Below are 19755 nucleotides of genomic sequence, written 5' to 3' on the forward strand. Positions count from 1 at the left end.
GATTGTCGATTGGTGAAAAAAGGTCTGGTGTGAGGATATATTTATTGATGAATCGATAATTTTTGACGGGTTTTATTGAATGGGATGATTTTAATGATGGGTAAAAATAAGAAACCACGTCCGCAGACGTGGTTGCTATTCAGATAACGTCGATTTCAGCGACTGACGGGTAAATCCAGCTTGGGCGGAACGGCATACTGTCGATATCGTCGAGCGATGAAACACCAGAAAGCACCAGAATCGTTTCCAGACCTGCCTGGAAGCCCGCCAGAATGTCGGTGCGCAAGTTATCGCCGACAATCACCGTTTCTTCCGAATGCGCCTGCATTTTGTTTAATGCTGCGCGGATGATCCACGGGCTGGGCTTACCAACATAGAACGGTTTGCGCCCGGAGATTTTCTCAATCCCTGCACACAACGCGCCACAAGCGGGATAAAAACCGCGCCCGTGGGTGTCCGGATTGGTGGCGATAAAACGTGCACCGTTAGCGACGAAATAGGCTGCTTTATGCATCATGTCCCAGTTGTAGGAACGCGTTTCGCCAACAATCACGAAATCAGGGTTCACATCGGTAATAGTGAAACCGGCTTTGTACAGTTCATGAATCAGTGCGCCTTCGCCCACCACATATGCTTTCTTGCCTTCCTGGCGACGCAGGAAATCGGCAGTCGCCATCGCAGAGGTATAAAACACGCTGTCAGGTACATCGACACCTGCGGTGGCAAAGCGGTTCGCCAGATCTTGCCCAGTCTGCGAAGGATAGTTGGTCAGCAACACCAGCGGCAGGCCTTTATCCATAATCCCGTGCAAAAATTCCGCTGCACCCGGTACGGCGACGTTATCGTGCATCAGCACGCCGTCGATATCGCAAATTACATTTTTAATGGTCATGGACTACCCAGAATATTGACAACAATAAGCGCCACTATAAAAGCACATTAATTTTCCAGCAAATGCTGGAGCAAAATACCGTTGAGCATGGCGCGTTTTACCAGCGCAAAAGCGCCGATTGCCGAGCGGTGATCCAGCTCAGAACGTACCACCGGCAGATTAGTGCGAAACGCCTTCAGCGCCTGGGTATTAATGCAGCTTTCAATAGCAGGGAGCAGCACTTTATCGGCTTCGGTGATTTCACCGGCAATAACAATTTTTTGCGGATTAAATAAGTTGATAGCAATGGCGATGGTTTTACCCAGATGACGACCGACATACTCAATTACTTCCGACGCCAGACTATCGCCTTTGTTCGCGGCTTTGCAGATAGTTTTGATGGTGCAGTCGTCCAGCGGCACGCGGCTCTGGTAGCCCTGCTTTAACAGATTCAACACCCGTTGTTCAATGGCAGCGTTGGCGGCGATAGTTTCCAGGCAGCCAAAGTTGCCGCAGTGGCAGCGTTCACCCAGCGGTTCGACCTGAATATGGCCAATTTCACCGACGTTGCCGTTGCGGCCAATAAAAATGCGCCCGTTAGAGATGATTCCGGCCCCGGTTCCGCGATGGACACGCACTAAAATGGAGTCTTCGCAATCCTGACTTGCACCGAAGTAGTGCTCCGCCAGCGCCAGACTACGGATATCGTGACCAACGAAACAGGTCACTTTAAAACGTTCTTCCAGAGCTTCTACCAGCCCCCAGTTTTCTACCTGAATATGCGGCATGTAATGAATTTTGCCGCTGTCCGGGTCAACAAGCCCTGGCAGGATCACCGAAATCGCGATCAGCTCGCGCAGTTTGCGCTGGTAGCTATCAATAAACTGAGCAATGGCATTCAACAGGGCATGTTCCAGCGTTTGCTGGGTACGTTCCGGCAGCGGGTAATGTTCTTCTGCCAGCACTTTGCTGCTGAGATCAAACAGGGTGATGGTGGCGTCGTGACGACCAAGCCGTACGCCGATTGCGTGGAAATTGCGGGTTTCGGTGACGATGGAGATAGCGCGGCGGCCCCCGGTGGAGGCCTGCTGATCAACTTCTTTGATCAGCCCGCGTTCGATAAGCTGACGCGTAATTTTGGTTACGCTGGCGGGGGCAAGCTGGCTTTGCTCGGCAATCTGAATCCGCGAGATTGGCCCGTACTGGTCAATCAGGCGATAAACCGCCGCGCTGTTAAGCTGTTTTACGAGATCAACATTACCTATCTGAGCTTGTCCGCCTGGTGTCATACTTTCTCTTATTGAGTTACGACCTCGTTACCGTTAACGATGGTCTTGGTGATTTTAAAATCAGGTGTGAATGCGGTCAGGTTGGCTACTTTACCTGCGGCGAGTGTGCCGAGACGTTTCTCAACGCCAATCGCACGCGCCGGATAGAGCGTCGCCATACGCAGCACTTCATCCAGTGCGATACCGCAATGTTCGACCAGATTACGCACGCCTTCAATCATGGTTAAGGATGAACCGCTTAACGTACCGTTCTCATCCACACAAAGTCCGTTACGGTAGTATATTGTTTTACCCGCAAAAATGAACTGTTCAATGTTGGCACCTGCTGGCGCGGTGGCGTCGGTAACCAGACACAGTTTGTCGCCTTTAAGGCGTTTAGCGTTACGAATGTTGGCGTAATCAACATGCAGGCCATCAGCGATAATACCGCAATAAATGTCAGCTTCGTCGAGGATCGCGCCCGCCAGGCCCGGTTCACGACCGGTAATATACGGCATCGCGTTGTACAGATGGGTGGCAAAGGTAATCCCCGCGCGGAAACCGGCTTTTGCTTCTTTCAACGTCGCGTTGGAGTGACCGGCAGAAACCACAATCCCGGCATTTGCCAGTTTGCTGATGACTTCCGCAGGAACCATTTCCGGTGCCAGGGTCACTTTGGTAATGACGTCGGCGTTTTCACACAGGAAATCGACCAGCGCGGCATCAGGCTTACGCACAAAATTCGGATTATGGGTGCCTTTTTTTACCAGATTCAGCCACGGACCTTCCAGATGCAGACCTAACGCCTGATTCGGATGTTTTGCCAGGTACTCGCGCATAACGCGCACGCCCTGTTTCATCAGCTCATCGCTGGTGGTGATAAGCGTCGGCAGATAGTTAGTACAGCCTGATTTCTCATTGGCTTTCTGCATGATTTCCAGCGTTTCCACGCTGACCGCTTCAGCGGTGTCGTTAAACTGTACGCCGCCGCAGCCGTTTAACTGCACATCGATAAAACCGGGGGAGAGAATGGCCCCTTTCAGTGAACGTTGTTCGATCTCTGGCGGCAGTTCCGCTACCGGACAGACGCTTTTAATCAGGCCATCAGCGATAACAACCGCGTGGTCATCAAGAAATTCGTGGCCGGTAAAGATCCGGCCCTGGGTTAATGCATACATTCTGACCCCCGATTTTAAAAATATTGCCCTGAGCAAGGAGCCAGGGCAGGGATAACAATTACAGACCTTTGATATTTTCTGCTTCTAATTCATTGAAATATCTTAAAGTCTTAACTTTCAGCTCCATGGTGGAAGGTTCATCGCACACCATGATCGCTTTTGGATGCAGTTGCAGACAGCTGATGGTCCACATGTGGTTCACGCAACCTTCAACTGCAGCCTGCAGTGCCAGTGCTTTCTGGCTACCCAGCACCAGAATCATCACTTCTTCGGCATCCAGCAATGTACCAACACCGACAGTCAGGGCATATTTTGGCACCTGATTGACATCGTTATCAAAGAAACGAGAGTTCGCGACGCGAGTGTCATGAGTCAAGGTTTTGATACGAGTACGAGAAGCCAGTGAAGACGCCGGTTCGTTAAATGCAATATGACCGTCGTTACCTACACCGCCCATAAACAGATGAATTTTTCCGTAAGAACGGATTTTTTCTTCATACTGGCGGCATTCGGCGTCGATATCCGGGGCGTTGCCGTTGAGAAGGTTGATGTTTTCTGCTGGAATATCAACGTGATCGAAGAAATTACGGTGCATAAAGCTGTAGTAGCTTTCCGGATGCTCTTTCGGCAGACCGACATATTCGTCCATGTTGAAGGTGACAACGTGCTTAAAGCTGACCTGGCCTGCTTTATGCATTTCGACTAACGCTTTATAGGTGGTCATCGGCGTGCCGCCAGTCGGCAGGCCCAGAACAAACGGACGATCGGCAGTCGGTTTGAACGCATTGATACGATTGACGATATGGCGAGCAGCCCATTTGCCGACCTGTTCAGCGGTAGTCAGGGGGATCAGTCTCATTATTCACCTCAATAAGTAAAATGTAAGCCGTTGGCGGATTAGGCATCTTTAAGCGTAACCTGGATTTGCGCAGACAGGCGTCAATCCGACCTGATTTTTTGAATGATAAAATAAGTTTTCTGCTTTAGCCAGTAAAAGGGAGTGATGATAACGATATTTGGTGACAAAACTCACAAAAGACACGCGTTTAATTTGCGATACGAATTAAATTTTCACACACTCTGTAGCAGATGATCTAACAATCTGATTACAGAACATCGGCAGTACAATTTGCAGCAAAATAAAAATACGGCTTTAAACGAGCCAAATAGGGTTCTCGTAGGGGGAATAAGATGAATATTTTAGGTTTTTTCCAGCGACTCGGTAGGGCGTTACAGCTCCCTATCGCGGTGCTGCCGGTGGCGGCACTGTTGCTGCGATTCGGTCAGCCAGATTTACTTAACGTTGCGTTTATTGCCCAGGCGGGCGGTGCGATTTTTGATAACCTCGCATTAATCTTCGCCATCGGTGTGGCATCCAGCTGGTCGAAAGACAGCGCAGGTGCGGCGGCGCTGGCGGGTGCGGTAGGTTACTTTGTGTTAACCAAAGCGATGGTGACCATCAACCCAGAAATTAACATGGGTGTACTGGCGGGTATCATTACCGGTCTGGTTGGTGGCGCAGCCTATAACCGTTGGTCCGATATTAAACTGCCGGACTTCCTGAGTTTCTTCGGCGGCAAACGCTTTGTGCCGATTGCCACCGGCTTCTTCTGCCTGGTGCTGGCGGCCATTTTTGGTTACGTCTGGCCGCCGGTACAGCACGCTATCCATGCAGGAGGCGAGTGGATCGTTTCTGCGGGCGCGCTGGGTTCCGGTATCTTTGGTTTCATCAACCGTCTGCTGATCCCAACCGGTCTGCATCAGGTGCTGAACACCATCGCCTGGTTCCAGATTGGTGAATTCACCAACGCGGCGGGTACGGTTTTCCACGGTGATATCAACCGCTTCTATGCCGGTGACGGCACCGCGGGGATGTTCATGTCCGGCTTCTTCCCGATTATGATGTTCGGTCTGCCGGGTGCGGCGCTGGCGATGTACTTCGCAGCACCGAAAGAGCGTCGTCCGATGGTTGGCGGGATGCTGCTTTCTGTTGCTGTTACTGCGTTCCTGACCGGTGTGACTGAGCCGCTGGAATTCCTGTTCATGTTCCTTGCACCGCTGCTGTACCTCCTGCACGCACTGCTGACCGGTATCAGCCTGTTTGTGGCAACACTGCTGGGTATCCATGCTGGCTTCTCTTTCTCTGCGGGGGCTATCGACTACGCGTTGATGTATAACCTGCCGGCCGCCAGCCAGAACGTCTGGATGCTGCTGGTTATGGGTGTTGTCTTCTTCGCTATCTACTTCGTGGTGTTCAGTTTGGTTATCCGCATGTTCAACCTGAAAACGCCGGGTCGTGAAGATAAAGAAGACGAGATCGTTACTGAAGAAGCCAACAGCAACACTGAAGAAGGCCTCAATCAACTGGCGACCAACTATATTGCTGCGGTTGGCGGCACTGACAACCTGAAAGCAATTGACGCCTGTATCACCCGTCTGCGCCTGACCGTGGCTGACTCTGCCCGCGTCAACGATACGATGTGTAAACGTCTGGGTGCTTCTGGTGTAGTGAAACTGAACAAACAGACTATTCAGGTGATTGTTGGCGCGAAAGCAGAATCCATCGGCGATGCGATGAAGAAAGTCGTTGCCCGTGGTCCGGTAGCCGCTGCGTCAGCTGAAGCAACTCCGGCAACTGCCGCGCCTGTAGCAAAACCGCAGGCTGTACCAAACGCGGTATCTATCGCGGAGCTGGTATCGCCGATTACCGGTGATGTCGTGGCACTGGATCAGGTTCCTGACGAAGCATTCGCCAGCAAAGCGGTGGGTGACGGTGTGGCGGTGAAACCGACAGATAAAATCGTCGTATCACCAGCCGCAGGGACAATCGTGAAAATCTTCAACACCAACCACGCGTTCTGCCTGGAAACCGAAAAAGGCGCGGAGATCGTCGTCCATATGGGTATCGACACCGTAGCGCTGGAAGGTAAAGGCTTTAAACGTCTGGTGGAAGAGGGTGCGCAGGTAAGCGCAGGGCAACCGATTCTGGAAATGGATCTGGATTACCTGAACGCTAACGCCCGCTCGATGATTAGCCCGGTGGTTTGCAGCAATATCGACGATTTCAGTGGCTTGATCATTAAAGCTCAGGGCCATGTTGTGGCGGGTCAAACACCGCTGTATGAAATCAAAAAGTAATCTGCTTTATGCCTGATGCGACGCTTGAGCGTCGCATCCAACAATGACAAGCGGTGGAGATCTTCTTTGCCGCTTTTTTTTTCATCAATCATCCCCATAATCCTTGTTAGATTATCAATTTTAAAAAACTAACAGTTGTCAGCCTGTCCCGCTTATAAGATCATACGCCGTTATACGTTGTTTACGCTTTGAGGAATCCACGATGAGTGAGGCAGAAGCCCGCCCGACTAACTTTATCCGTCAGATCATCGATGAAGATCTGGCCAGTGGTAAGCACACCACAGTACACACCCGTTTCCCGCCGGAGCCGAATGGCTATCTGCATATTGGCCATGCGAAATCTATCTGCCTGAACTTCGGGATCGCCCAGGACTATAAAGGCCAGTGCAACCTGCGTTTCGACGACACTAACCCGGTAAAAGAAGATATCGAGTATGTTGAGTCGATCAAAAACGACGTAGAGTGGTTAGGTTTTCACTGGTCTGGTAACGTCCGTTACTCCTCCGATTATTTTGATCAGCTCCACGCCTATGCGATCGAACTGATCAATAAAGGCCTGGCGTACGTTGATGAACTGACGCCGGAACAGATCCGCGAATACCGCGGCACCCTGACGCAACCGGGTAAAAACAGCCCGTACCGCGACCGCAGCGTTGAAGAGAACCTGGCGCTGTTCGAAAAAATGCGTGCCGGTGATTTTGAAGAAGGTAAAGCCTGCCTGCGTGCGAAAATCGACATGGCTTCACCGTTTATCGTGATGCGCGATCCGGTGCTGTACCGTATTAAATTTGCTGAACACCACCAGACTGGCAACAAGTGGTGCATCTACCCGATGTACGACTTCACCCACTGCATCAGCGATGCCCTGGAAGGTATTACGCACTCTCTGTGTACGCTTGAGTTCCAGGACAACCGTCGCCTGTACGACTGGGTGCTGGACAACATCACCATTCCTGTTCACCCGCGCCAGTACGAATTCTCGCGCCTGAATCTGGAATACACTGTGATGTCCAAGCGTAAGCTGAACCTGCTGGTGGCCGACAAGCACGTTGAAGGCTGGGATGACCCGCGTATGCCGACCATTTCCGGTCTGCGTCGTCGTGGTTACACTGCTGCTTCTATTCGTGAGTTCTGCAAACGCATCGGCGTGACCAAGCAGGACAACACCATTGAGATGGCATCGCTGGAATCCTGCATCCGTGAAGATCTCAACGAAAATGCGCCGCGCGCAATGGCGGTTATCGATCCGGTGAAACTGGTTATCGAAAACTATCAGGGCGAAGGCGAAATGGTTACCATGCCGAACCATCCGAACAAACCGGAAATGGGTAGCCGCCAGGTGCCGTTTAGCGGTGAGATTTGGATCGATCGCGCCGATTTCCGCGAAGAAGCTAACAAGCAGTACAAACGTCTGGTGCTGGGTAAAGAAGTGCGTCTGCGTAATGCTTACGTCATTAAGGCAGAACGCGTGGAGAAAGATGCCGAAGGCAATATCACCACCATCTTCTGTACTTATGACGCCGACACCTTAAGCAAAGATCCGGCAGATGGTCGTAAAGTCAAAGGTGTTATTCACTGGGTGAGCGCGGCACATGCGCTGCCGGTTGAAATCCGTCTGTACGACCGTCTGTTCAGCGTGCCGAACCCTGGTGCTGCGGATGATTTCCTGTCGGTGATTAACCCGGAATCGCTGGTGATCAAACAGGGCTTTGCTGAACCGTCGCTGAAAGATGCGGTTGCGGGTAAAGCATTCCAGTTTGAGCGTGAAGGTTACTTCTGCCTCGACAGCCGCCATTCCACAGCGGAAAAACCGGTATTTAACCGCACCGTTGGGCTGCGTGATACCTGGGCGAAAGTAGGCGAGTAATTTTAAGTTCTACCAGGCCGGGTGAGGCATTTACGTCGCATCCGGCAAGAAATAGCAAACAATCCCAAACGCCGCACTCTGCGGCGTTTTTTCTGCTTTTCTTCGCGAATTAATTCCGCTTCGCAATTTATCCATAAAATAAATTTAAAATCACAAACCATAATTAAATAAAATGTAACCGCTTTCATCTTGCTGGAAATTCACGCTTTTATTCTTCTGCAAGCCTTTCAACCGCAAACTTAAGCCTTGTAACAAAAATCATCAAAATATGTGCGGTTGCTCATGTTCTTACATTCTGGTTACAGAAAGAGATTGATAATTCGCGTCGCGAAAAATAGTCTGTTCCTGTAGTCAGCGAGACTTTTCTCAACGCTACTTTTTTAATTTTTATTTTTTCGCTGTTCACCTTTGGTGCAGCAATTTATACGTCAAAGAGGATTAACCCATGCGTACGTTTAGTGGCAAACGTAGTACGCTGGCGCTGGCTATCGCCGGTGTTACAGCAATGTCGGGCTTTATGGCAATGCCGGAGGCTCGCGCCGAAGGATTCATCGACGATTCAACCTTAACCGGCGGTATATATTACTGGCAGCGTGAACGCGACCGTAAAGATGTTACCGACGGCGACAAATACAAAACCAACCTTTCTCACTCCACCTGGAATGCCAACCTCGATTTTCAGTCCGGTTATGCTGCTGATATGTTCGGCCTTGATATTGCTGCGTTTACGGCGATTGAAATGGCGGAAAACGGCGACAGCTCCCACCCGAACGAAATCGCGTTTTCAAAAAGTAATAAAGCCTATGACGAAGACTGGTCCGGCGACAAAAGCGGTATAAGCCTGTATAAAGCTGCGGCCAAATTTAAATACGGTCCGGTTTGGGCGAGGGCAGGTTACATTCAGCCAACTGGTCAAACGCTGTTAGCGCCGCACTGGAGCTTTATGCCAGGTACTTATCAGGGGGCGGAAGCCGGGGCGAATTTTGATTACGGCGATGCTGGTGCGTTGAGTTTCTCCTACATGTGGACCAACGAATACAAAGCGCCGTGGCATCTGGAAATGGATGAGTTTTATCAGAACGATAAAACCACCAAAGTTGATTATCTGCACTCCCTTGGGGCGAAATACGACTTCAAAAATAACTTCGTACTGGAAGCGGCATTTGGTCAGGCGGAAGGGTATATCGATCAATATTTTGCCAAAGCCAGCTACAAATTTGATATCGCCGGTAGCCCGTTAACCACCAGCTACCAGTTCTATGGTACGCGCGATAAAGTTGACGATCGCAGCGTCAACGACCTTTATGACGGCACCGCCTGGCTGCAAGCGTTGACCTTTGGTTACCGGGCGGCTGACGTAGTGGATTTGCGCCTCGAAGGCACCTGGGTTAAGGCTGACGGTCAGCAGGGATACTTCCTGCAACGTATGACTCCAACCTACGCTTCCTCCAACGGCCGCCTGGATATCTGGTGGGATAACCGTTCCGACTTCAACGCCAACGGCGAAAAAGCGGTCTTCTTCGGTGCGATGTATGACCTGAAAAACTGGAATCTTCCAGGCTTCGCCATCGGCGCTTCCTACGTTTACGCATGGGATGCTAAACCTGCGACCTGGCAGAGCAATCCGGATGCGTACTACGACAAAAACCGGACTATTGAAGAGTCTGCCTACAGCCTGGATGCGGTCTACACCATTCAGGACGGTCGCGCCAAAGGCACGATGTTCAAACTGCACTTCACCGAATACGACAACCACTCTGACATCCCAAGCTGGGGCGGCGGTTACGGTAACATCTTCCAGGATGAGCGTGACGTGAAATTTATGGTAATCGCACCATTCACCATCTTCTGATGCCCGACGCGGCAGGTTTTGTGCCTGCCGCACGTTTGAGGAATTTGCTATGAAAAAACTGATTCTCATCGCCATAATGGCATCGGGGCTGGTAGCTTGTGCGCAATCAACCGCGCCACAGGAAGACAGTCGTCTGAAAGAGGCATACAGCGCCTGTATCAACACCGCACAAGGTTCGCCAGAAAAAATTGAAGCCTGCCAGAGCGTGTTAAACGTGCTGAAGAAAGAGAAACAACATCAGCAGTTTGCCGACCAGGAAAGTGTACGCGTACTGGATTATCAGCAGTGTCTGCGTGCAACGCAAACCGGAAATGATCAGGCGGTGAAAGCCGATTGTGATAAGGTCTGGCAGGAAATACGCAGTAATAACAAATAAGTGAGAGCTGTAACTCTCGCTTTTCTTATTTCCCTTGTATAAAAAAGCCAACCCGCAGGTTGGCTTTTCTCGTTCAGGCTGGCTTATTTGCCTTCGTGCGCGTGCTCATCTTCGCGGCAATCGCCTTCGGCACAGTGACCGTAAAGATAGAGACTGTGGTTAGTCAGGCGAATGCCATGTTTTGCGGCAATTTCACGCTGACGCGCTTCGATGGAATCATCACTAAATTCGATAACCTTGCCGCAGTCGAGGCAAATCAGGTGATCGTGGTGATGTTGCTGTGTCAGTTCAAATACGGATTTACCGCCTTCAAAATTGTGGCGGGTGACGATACCAGCGTCGTCAAACTGGTTCAGTACGCGATATACCGTAGCCAGACCAATTTCTTCACCCATATCTATCAGACGTTTGTATAAATCTTCCGCACTGACGTGATGGTTGTCCGGCTCCTGAAGAACTTCCAGGATTTTTAAACGTGGAAGCGTTACTTTCAGGCCAGCTTTCTTTAGGGCGGTATTGTTATCAGTCATGCGGAATCTGTCCTGTTACTAAGCGGTTCACTTCATTAGAAGAAGTGACAGAATTTGCTCTTGAGATAATGCGTATCATTATAGAATTGCCACGCCTAAATGAAAACCACAAGTCCCTGGCAAATATTGTTAATAAAAACGTGGCACAGCTTACATTTACAACGGCAAGGCCACTTGAACACCGGGACATTGTACAGGTACAACAGCAAAAGTTACAAATTTGTAGCAATTATTTTGATTGGCATTATCTATTAATACGGCGTAGACATGAGTCTACGCCGCATCACATCAGGCATTAAGAATTTCGTCGAGATGCAACTCTTCAGAAATCTGTTTAACCCATTTTTCTACACGTTCAGCGGTCAGTTCCGGCTGACGGTCTTCGTCGATAGCCAGACCGACAAAGTGGTCGTCATCTGCCAGACCTTTTGATGCTTCGAAATGATAGCCCGCAGTTGGCCAGTGACCAACGATGGTTGCACCGCGCGGTTCAATGATGTCGCGGATGGTGCCCAATGCGTCGCAGAAATATTCGGCGTAATCTTCCTGGTCACCACAACCAAACAGCGCAACCAGTTTGCCGTTGAAATCAATCTCTTCGAGAGTCGGGAAGAAGTCATCCCAGTCACACTGCGCTTCGCCGTAATACCAGGTTGGGATGCCCAGCAGCAGAATGTCATAAGCTTCCAGATCTTCTTTGCTGCTTTTTGCAATGTCATGGACATCGGCAACGTCTTTACCAAGCTGTTTTTGAATCATTTTTGCGATATTTTCGGTATTACCGGTGTCGCTGCCGAAAAAGATGCCAGTGATAGCCATGAGTGAAATAACCTCTTGAAACTTATTGAAATGGGGGTGGAAAATTGCCCACGGATAAAGGCAATCATAGCAGAACAGGCAGTCTTGCGGAATCAGCAAACGAGCAGGACTGCACACTGTGCTACATGAAAGTGGAAATTTAAACGATGCCCTGACTACGCAGCGCCGCCAGTTGCTGCATTAACATCTCTTCGATCAGTTCGCTACGGCTCATATTGCGCGACTCCGCCAGCTCGTTCAGCGCCTCGACAGCTTCCGCGTTCAGCTTCAGTTCGACACGCTTAAGGCCACGTACTTTGTCGCGTTTTAGCTGGTTGCGTTTATTAATACGCAGCTGTTCATCGCGCGAAAGCGGATTAGTTTTCGGTCGTCCCGGTCGACGCTCGTGCGCGAACAGATCTAATGTCGTACGGTCCGTTTGTTCTTTGGCCATGATCTTGGTGACTTCGGGGGAAACAATCAGCCAGGCCTCTGCCCGGATGGATAGCGCGCCATAATACATCAGCGCGATGAGTCACGCCAACGCCCACGCGCGGAAAGCGACGCGGACGCTGGGTTTTTAATCAGTTGCGTTAATCATTGAGATAGCGACGGATAGCGCGTAATACCGCATCCGGTTTTTCAGCATGGACCCAGTGACCCGCGCCTGCAATCACATGCGCCCGTGCCTGTGGAAATTGTGCCAGTAAATCATCACGGTACTGCTCGCTAACATACGGAGAATTGCCGCCAGGGATAAACAGGGCAGGGTGATCCCATGCCGGGATTTTCTCCCAACCCACAATATGCGGATACTGATCCCACAATACCGGCACGTTAAAGCGCCACTCCCCGTCAACAAAAGATTTCAACAGAAACTGAATCACCCCTTCTTCATTAAGATGCTGGCGCATTATTGCTGCTGCTTGCTGGCGAGTTTGTGCGTCCGATTCACTGACCGCGTTGATAGCCGCGAAAATCTCATCATGACGGCGTACGTGATAGTCGACCGGTGCGATATCGATCGCCACCAGTTTATCGATGCGATCGGGGGCCAGTGCAGTAAGTGCCATTACCGCTTTACCGCCCATGGAGTGACCGATAAATGTTGCTTTGTCGATCTGCAGTGCATCCAAAGTATCAACAAGATCCTGCGCCATCGCCGGGTAATTCATTACCGGATCTCTCGGTGAAAGACCGTGGTTACGCATATCAACCTGGATGATATTGTGATCGTTTACCAGATCGCGAGCCAGTACGCCAAGGTTGTCGAGGCTACCAAACAGACCATGGACAAGAACGATGGGAGAATTATTGTGCTGGTTTTGTGCAGTTTGCGCGCGGATATTCAATTTCATGGCAAAGTTCTTTTTTTCGCGTTGTCGGGTTAGGGTATTATGTTGACCATTGTGCCACAGGGCTGCAACAAATAAGGTTTATTCCGAGTTTTTCTGCAAGCCAGGCTTGACGCTATCCGCTGCCGGGATTTATTCATATACTCCTGGCGACTTGTATTCAGCTAAGACACTGCACTGGATTAAGATGAAAACGATTGAAGTTGATGATGAACTCTACAGCTATATTGCCAGCCACACTAAGCATATCGGCGAGAGCGCATCCGACATTTTACGGCGTATGTTGAAATTTTCCGCCGCATCACAGCCTGCTGCTCCGGTGACGAAAGAGGTTCGCGTTGCGTCACCTGCTATCGTCGAAGCGAAGCCGGTCAAAACGATTAAAGACAAGGTTCGCGCAATGCGTGAACTTCTGCTTTCGGATGAATACGCAGAGCAAAAGCGAGCGGTCAATCGCTTTATGCTGCTGTTGTCTACACTATATTCTCTTGACGCCCAGGCGTTTGCCGAAGCAACGGAATCGTTGCACGGTCGTACACGCGTTTACTTTGCGGCAGATGAACAAACGCTGCTGAAAAATGGTAATCAGACCAAGCCGAAACATGTGCCAGGCACGCCGTATTGGGTGATCACCAACACCAACACCGGCCGTAAATGCAGCATGATCGAACACATCATGCAGTCGATGCAATTCCCGGCGGAATTGATTGAGAAGGTTTGCGGAACTATCTAAAACGTTGCAGACAAAGGACAAAGCAATGGCAATCCACAATCGTGCAGGCCAACCTGCACAACAGAGTGATTTGATTAACGTCGCCCAACTGACGGCGCAATATTATGTACTGAAACCAGAAGCAGGGAATGCGGAGCACGCGGTGAAATTCGGTACTTCCGGTCACCGTGGCAGTGCAGCGCGCCACAGCTTTAACGAGCCGCACATTCTGGCGATCGCTCAGGCAATTGCTGAAGAACGTGCGAAAAACGGCATCACTGGCCCTTGCTATGTGGGTAAAGATACTCACGCCCTGTCCGAGCCTGCGTTCATTTCCGTACTGGAAGTGCTGGCAGCGAACGGCGTTGATGTCATTGTGCAGGAAAACAATGGCTTCACTCCAACGCCTGCCGTTTCCAATGCCATCCTGGTTCACAATAAAAAAGGTGGCCCGCTGGCAGACGGTATCGTGATTACACCGTCCCATAACCCGCCGGAAGATGGTGGTATCAAGTACAATCCGCCAAATGGTGGCCCGGCTGATACCAACGTCACCAAAGTGGTGGAAGACAGGGCCAACGCACTGCTGGCCGATGGCCTGAAAGGCGTGAAGCGTATCTCCCTCGACGAAGCGATGGCATCCGGTCATGTGAAAGAGCAGGATCTGGTGCAGCCGTTTGTGGAAGGTCTGGCCGATATCGTTGATATGGCGGCGATTCAGAAAGCGGGCCTGACGCTTGGCGTTGATCCGCTGGGCGGTTCCGGTATCGAATACTGGAAGCGTATTGGCGAGTATTACAACCTCAACCTGACCATCGTTAACGATCAGGTCGATCAAACCTTCCGCTTTATGCACCTTGATAAAGACGGCGCGATCCGTATGGACTGCTCCTCCGAGTGTGCGATGGCGGGCCTGCTGGCACTGCGTGATAAGTTCGATCTGGCGTTTGCTAACGACCCGGATTATGACCGTCACGGTATCGTCACTCCGGCAGGTTTGATGAATCCGAACCACTACCTGGCGGTGGCGATCAACTACCTGTTCCAGCATCGTCCGCAGTGGGGCAAAGATGTTGCTGTCGGTAAAACGCTGGTTTCTTCTGCGATGATCGACCGTGTGGTCAATGACTTGGGCCGTAAGCTGGTAGAAGTCCCGGTAGGTTTCAAATGGTTTGTTGATGGTCTGTTCGACGGCAGCTTCGGCTTTGGCGGCGAAGAGAGCGCAGGGGCTTCCTTCCTGCGTTTCGACGGCACGCCGTGGTCCACCGACAAAGACGGCATCATTATGTGTCTGCTGGCGGCGGAAATCACCGCTGTCACCGGTAAGAACCCGCAGGAACACTACAACGAACTGGCAAAACGCTTTGGTGCGCCGAGCTACAACCGTTTGCAGGCAGCCGCGACTTCCGCACAAAAAGCGGCGCTGTCTAAGCTGTCTCCGGAAATGGTGAGCGCCAGCACCCTTGCAGGCGACCCGATCACCGCGCGCCTGACGGCGGCACCGGGCAATGGTGCTTCTATCGGCGGTCTGAAAGTGATGACCGACAACGGCTGGTTCGCCGCGCGTCCGTCAGGCACGGAAGACGCATATAAGATCTACTGCGAAAGCTTCCTCGGTGAAGAACATCGCAAGCAGATTGAGAAAGAAGCGGTTGAGATTGTTAGCGAAGTTCTGAAAAACGCGTAAACACATTTAATAAAAAAAGGGCGGTCGCAAGATCGCCCTTTTTTACTTTGCTTTTTTAACCGTGTTTATTTTTCAGTTCAAAGCGTGGTGATACCAGACCATACAGTGTCCAACCAAGGAAGGTCACGATGGAACCGTACAGCATGGCTTCTTCCCCGGATGAGTACAGCGCATAAAAGCTATACATCGCGCCAACAAAAGCAACAAAGTTTGCAACTTTCGCTTTTGAGGGGGGCACATTAGCGACCTTCTGAATAATGACTAATGCCGCCATTGACAGAATATACGGAATGATATTGGTCACCACGGCCAGGTTAACCAGCACGTTGAACTGACTGTTTAGCGACGGGCTAATCGTCATCAGCGCCAACCCGCTCTGGATAATCACAATGGTCAACATTCCCTGCACCGGTGCATCCACTTTGGTTACACGGGAGAAAATTTTAGGGAAGTAGCCTTCATCAGATGAAGATTTAAACACCTGGGCAATGGTGAACTGCCAGCCAAGCAGCGAACCGCAGCAGGACATCACCATCAGCGCCATAATGACTTTACCCACTTCTGGTGTGAACATCTGTGCGAAGGCCAGGCCAAATGGTGCCGTTGAATTTGCCAGCTCCATATTAGGCACAATCCCTGCAATCACGTTGGTGGAGACGATATAAATCACCGCCGCACCTAACGTACCGCCGAGTACCGCGATTGGCACATTACGTTCCGGGTTTTCCACTACATCAGTATTCGCACACGCAGACTCCAGACCGAGAAAAGCCCACAGCGTCATAGCGATGGAAGAACCTACTGCACTGAAGAACGGTGCATGATGCGGATTCCAGGAATCAACGTAAAGCGTCGGGCTAAACCAGAACCAGCCGATAATGCACAGGCCTACCACCGGAATAATGACCCCCCACACAGTAATGCTACTGATTTGCCCGGTAATGCGCGCACCACCAAAGTTAGCCACGGTACAAATCCACAGCACTCCGATGGTCGCAAGACCAATCTGCACTGGCGACAAACTCGCGCCGAGCAGTTCGGTGCCGTAACCAACCGCCGAAATAGCAATCGCGACGTTAGCAATCAGCAGCGAGACACCGTAGGTGTAGTTCGCCATAAAATTGCCGGACTTACCGAAAGCATACTCGGCATAACCGCCCATACCACCTGATTTACGGCTGAACATACCGCATTTTGCGAATGCCCATGCCAGTGCCATTGAGCCTACGGCTGTCACCAGCCAGGAGATAATTGAAATTGTCCCAACTTCGGCAAGCTTTGTCGGCAGCATGATGATACCGGAGCCCATCATGTTGACCATCGTCAGTATGGTTAACTGAACGACGCCCATTTTGTTCGATTTAGCCTGACTCATAATTTTTCCCCTTTCAACAGGGTACTTTGCGCATCACGAGGCTTGATGACATAGCACCAAACTTGCTTACGACCATCATGTTCTTCGATATAGACACCCTGAAGCTCCGGTGCAAAACCTGGCAACAGGTTGATCCCTTCTTCCAGAGCGCTGAAGTAACGCAGAACAGCACCACCCCAGATTTCACCCGGAACAACGCACAGCACACCCGGAGGATAAGGAAGCGCACCTTCGGCAGCGATACGGCCTTCTGCATCCGGCAGACGAACCAGCTCCACTTCACCGCGTAAATAGGCGTAGTTGGCTTCTTGCGGATTCATGCTTACGCGTGGGAAGTGTTCCTTACGGAACATCTCTTTTTGCAGTTGTTTCACGTTGTGACGGGCATACAAATCATGCATTTCTTGACACAACTGACGCAGGGTATAACCGGCGTAGCGCTCTTCATGCTGTTTGTAGATGGAAGGCAGCACTTCTGCTAATGGCGCGTCGGACTCAAGCAGTTTTTCGAAGCGTACCAGCAGGGCAACAAGTTGCTGAAGCTTGGCCATATCTTCTGCCGGAGTCAGCAGGAAGAGGATGGAGTTAAGATCGCATTTTTCCGGCACTACGCCATTTTCGCGCAGGAAGTTAGCAAGAATCGTCGCGGGTACACCGAACGCTTCATATTCGCCGTTACGTGCATCAATACCTGGGGTTGTCAGCAACAGTTTGCAAGGATCGACAAAGTATTGATTCTCTGCATAGCCTTCAAAAGAATGCCAGTGTTCCCCTGGTACAAACTGGAAGAAGCGCAGATCAACCGCAATTTGCGCTGTTTCATACGACTGCCAGGGTTTACCATCCACCAGTTCAGGTACGAACGGACGAATATGCTGACAGTTATCGAGGATCAGTTTGCGGGCATTAATGCCATTTACCACACAATCCATCCACATATTACGACCGCTGACACCTTCATGCATTTTGGCGTTGATGTCCAGTGCGGCAAACAGCGGATAGAACGGGCTGGTGGAGGCGTGCATCATAAAGGCGTTGTTCATGCGTTTGTGCGGTACATAACGCTGTTGCCCTTTGATGTGGCTGTCTTTTTTATGGATTTGTGAAGTTTGAGAAAAACCAGCCTGCTGTTTATGTACGGATTGCGTAACCAGAATACCCGGATCGTTCTCATTAAGATCCAGCAACAGCGGCGAACAGTCAGCCATCATCGGGATAAATTGCTCATAGCCAACCCATGCGGAGTCAAACAGAATGTAGTCACACAGATGACCAATTTTATCCACCACCTGACGGGCGTTATAAATCGTACCGTCGTAAGTGCCTAGCTGAATAACGGCGAGGCGGAAAGGACGAGCCTCTTTTGCCCGCTGCGGTGCAACTTCTGTAATCAGCTCACGCAGGTAACTTTCTTCAAAACAGTGAGCGTCAATACCACCGATAAAACCATACGGGTTACGTGCGGTTTCCAGATAAACCGGTGTCGCGCCAGCCTGTAGCAACGCACCGTGGTGGTTAGATTTATGGTTATTGCGGTCAAACAACACCAGATCGCCCGGCGTCAGCAATGCGTTTAAGACCACTTTATTAGAAGATGAAGTACCGTTTAAAACGAAATAGGTTTTATCGGCATTAAAGACTTTAGCCGCATGCTGTTGTGCAATACATGGCGCACCTTCATGAATCAGCAGATCGCCCATTGCTACGTCAGCATTACACAAGTCAGAGCGGAAGAGCATTTCGCCAAAGTATTCCACGAACTGATTGCCTGCCGGATGGCGACGGAAAAACTCACCCCCCTGATGACCAGGGCAGTCAAAAGCACTATTGCCCTGATTAACATAATCGACCAGTGCGCGGAAGAAGGGCGGGCGCAGTTGCGTTTCATAATGGCTGGCAGCGGTTTCTAACTGACGTCCATAAAACTCTTTACGTGATTCGCAATGTTCGAAGACACCAGAAATACGTGGCAGATATTCTGCGGGTACACGTTCTTCATTTTCCGTTGCAATAAAAACAGGAATGTCATAGCCAGTAGCGTCTATTTCATCGAGTTTTCCACGTTCAACATCACTGACTGATAAAATAATGGCGGCAACGTCAATATAATTACTTTCGTCTATATTCACGCATGCACGATGAGTGGAAAAACAATCCAGGCAAGAACGACTAACGGCAATTTTTAATTCTGACATTTTGTTCATCTCTTTATTTCAGGTAATAGCAGGTCCTCAATTTCTCAAAGGAGAAATCGATCACGCCGGAAAAAAAGCAAAGCTCCACCGCTGATAAATAAATCAGTAGTTTGCTTTTTGCAGATGCAATAACCCAGACCAGCCCGGTAACTGGCTATACTCGTCATACCTCAAGTTGCAAGTGCTGCGACTCGAATTATTTAGAGTTTAAAAGGGTTAGCAGTATATGAGCACCGAGGAATACAGGTATTAACCTGTAATGCTTAAAGTCAGGGAGACCTGTACGTTGGGGTGCCCTTTAGTCAGAAGACTAGCGGGCATTAAAGAAATGAAAGTCAAAACTATTACGATGGGCAAACTTCATGATATGGGTTGTCCGCCTTATATGAGGCATTAAGCGGTTATTATTTTCCATTTACCTTTACCTCTTGCTGTGTCAGTTGAAGGTAGAGTTATTCTATCCATGAAATGGCTATAATCTGTGAAGAAGATCAACAAAAAACGATCATACCCCAAATAATAAATCATTAATTATGAATAGCGCCATATTAGA

General features: G+C 50.3%; 20 protein-coding genes. 6 read left to right on the forward strand and 14 right to left on the reverse strand.

From position 1 onward, the window contains the following. Positions 1-139: 139 nt before the first annotated feature. Genes nagD through nagB form a run of 4 tightly spaced genes read right to left on the reverse strand, consistent with a single transcriptional unit; the run spans position 140 to position 4176 of the window. Positions 140-892, reverse strand: coding sequence for a ribonucleotide monophosphatase NagD (gene nagD / locus FTE26_RS10885; protein ID WP_000153129.1), 753 nt, complete (start codon positions 890-892; stop codon positions 140-142). Positions 893-939: 47 nt separating this feature from the next. Further along, positions 940-2160: a DNA-binding transcriptional regulator NagC gene (gene nagC / locus FTE26_RS10890; RefSeq protein ID WP_000187594.1), complete on the reverse strand. Its 1221-nt coding sequence runs from the start codon at positions 2158-2160 to the stop codon at positions 940-942. An 8-nt stretch (positions 2161-2168) separates the two neighbouring features. Beyond that, positions 2169-3317, reverse strand: coding sequence for an N-acetylglucosamine-6-phosphate deacetylase (nagA, locus tag FTE26_RS10895; RefSeq protein WP_000271143.1), 1149 nt, complete (start codon positions 3315-3317; stop codon positions 2169-2171). Between the two features lie 58 nt (positions 3318-3375). Further along, a complete protein-coding gene (gene nagB / locus FTE26_RS10900; RefSeq protein ID WP_001237072.1) occupies positions 3376-4176 on the reverse strand; it encodes a glucosamine-6-phosphate deaminase in 801 nt (266 codons plus the stop codon). Between the two features lie 332 nt (positions 4177-4508). Here nagB and nagE point away from each other — a divergent pair, with 332 nt between their 5' ends. Then, positions 4509-6455 carry a PTS N-acetyl glucosamine transporter subunit IIABC gene (gene nagE, locus FTE26_RS10905; RefSeq protein ID WP_001023104.1) on the forward strand — a complete coding sequence of 649 codons (1947 nt, stop codon included), beginning with the start codon at positions 4509-4511 and terminating at the stop codon, positions 6453-6455. Here nagE and FTE26_RS10910 read toward each other — a convergent pair. Beyond that, positions 6425-6547, reverse strand: coding sequence for a hypothetical protein (locus tag FTE26_RS10910; RefSeq protein WP_000564618.1), 123 nt, complete (start codon positions 6545-6547; stop codon positions 6425-6427). The genes nagE and FTE26_RS10910 overlap by 31 nt on opposite strands. 110 nt (positions 6548-6657) lie before the next feature. Here FTE26_RS10910 and glnS point away from each other — a divergent pair, with 110 nt between their 5' ends. The 3 genes from glnS (at position 6658) to chiQ (ending at position 10550) form a co-directional block, all read left to right on the forward strand. Then, positions 6658-8322: a glutamine--tRNA ligase gene (gene glnS / locus FTE26_RS10915; RefSeq protein WP_001287149.1), complete on the forward strand. Its 1665-nt coding sequence runs from the start codon at positions 6658-6660 to the stop codon at positions 8320-8322. A gap of 445 nt (positions 8323-8767) precedes the next feature. Beyond that, the gene (gene chiP, locus FTE26_RS10920; protein ID WP_001258839.1) at positions 8768-10174 is read left to right on the forward strand and encodes a chitoporin ChiP; all 1407 of its coding nucleotides are present in this window, start codon (positions 8768-8770) and stop codon (positions 10172-10174) included. A 49-nt stretch (positions 10175-10223) separates the two neighbouring features. Next, positions 10224-10550 (forward strand): ChiQ/YbfN family lipoprotein, encoded by a 327-nt coding sequence (chiQ, locus tag FTE26_RS10925; protein WP_000733579.1) that lies wholly within the window; start codon positions 10224-10226, stop codon positions 10548-10550. Positions 10551-10633: 83 nt separating this feature from the next. On the opposite strand, the gene fur is transcribed toward chiQ, so the two are convergent. The 5 genes from fur to ybfF form a co-directional block, all read right to left on the reverse strand. Continuing rightward, positions 10634-11080, reverse strand: a complete 447-nt coding sequence (gene fur / locus FTE26_RS10930) for a ferric iron uptake transcriptional regulator (protein WP_000131702.1) — start codon at positions 11078-11080, stop codon at positions 10634-10636. Then, positions 11073-11159: a fur leader peptide gene (gene uof, locus FTE26_RS10935; protein WP_001406816.1), complete on the reverse strand. Its 87-nt coding sequence runs from the start codon at positions 11157-11159 to the stop codon at positions 11073-11075. The genes fur and uof overlap by 8 nt, the downstream gene beginning before the upstream one ends. A 209-nt stretch (positions 11160-11368) precedes the next feature. Continuing rightward, positions 11369-11899: a flavodoxin FldA gene (gene fldA, locus FTE26_RS10940; RefSeq protein WP_001018618.1), complete on the reverse strand. Its 531-nt coding sequence runs from the start codon at positions 11897-11899 to the stop codon at positions 11369-11371. Positions 11900-12038: 139 nt separating this feature from the next. Next, positions 12039-12332, reverse strand: a complete 294-nt coding sequence (gene ybfE, locus FTE26_RS10945; RefSeq protein WP_001300829.1) for a LexA regulated protein — start codon at positions 12330-12332, stop codon at positions 12039-12041. Positions 12333-12471: 139 nt separating this feature from the next. Continuing rightward, positions 12472-13236, reverse strand: coding sequence for an esterase (ybfF, locus tag FTE26_RS10950; RefSeq protein ID WP_000773272.1), 765 nt, complete (start codon positions 13234-13236; stop codon positions 12472-12474). Positions 13237-13420: 184 nt separating this feature from the next. On the opposite strand from ybfF, the gene seqA reads away from it, so the two are divergent. Together seqA and pgm are read left to right on the forward strand one after the other, a co-directional pair. After that, entirely contained in the window at positions 13421-13966 is a 546-nt protein-coding gene (gene seqA, locus FTE26_RS10955) for a replication initiation negative regulator SeqA (protein WP_000848387.1), read from the forward strand. Between the two features lie 25 nt (positions 13967-13991). After that, the gene (gene pgm, locus FTE26_RS10960) at positions 13992-15632 is read left to right on the forward strand and encodes a phosphoglucomutase (alpha-D-glucose-1,6-bisphosphate-dependent) (protein WP_001297249.1); all 1641 of its coding nucleotides are present in this window, start codon (positions 13992-13994) and stop codon (positions 15630-15632) included. A gap of 55 nt (positions 15633-15687) precedes the next feature. Here pgm and potE read toward each other — a convergent pair whose 3' ends face one another. The 4 genes from potE to FTE26_RS20100 all read right to left on the reverse strand — a co-directional run bounded on the left by potE (position 15688) and on the right by FTE26_RS20100 (position 19730). Then, the gene (gene potE, locus FTE26_RS10965; RefSeq protein WP_000075845.1) at positions 15688-17007 is read right to left on the reverse strand and encodes a putrescine-ornithine antiporter; all 1320 of its coding nucleotides are present in this window, start codon (positions 17005-17007) and stop codon (positions 15688-15690) included. Continuing rightward, entirely contained in the window at positions 17004-19202 is a 2199-nt protein-coding gene (gene speF, locus FTE26_RS10970; protein ID WP_024198411.1) for an ornithine decarboxylase SpeF, read from the reverse strand. Before speF ends, potE begins: the two co-directional genes overlap by 4 nt. 310 nt (positions 19203-19512) lie before the next feature. Beyond that, on the reverse strand, positions 19513-19617 hold the full coding sequence (gene speFL, locus FTE26_RS10975) for a leader peptide SpeFL (RefSeq protein ID WP_001312672.1): 105 nt from the start codon (positions 19615-19617) through the stop codon (positions 19513-19515). Next, a complete protein-coding gene (locus tag FTE26_RS20100; RefSeq protein ID WP_001299172.1) occupies positions 19596-19730 on the reverse strand; it encodes a hypothetical protein in 135 nt (44 codons plus the stop codon). Before FTE26_RS20100 ends, speFL begins: the two co-directional genes overlap by 22 nt. Between the last annotated feature and the right edge of the window lie 25 nt (positions 19731-19755).

Source organism: Escherichia sp. S10b, assembly GCF_028421345.1.
Classification (GTDB): Bacteria; Pseudomonadota; Gammaproteobacteria; order Enterobacterales; family Enterobacteriaceae; genus ECMA0423.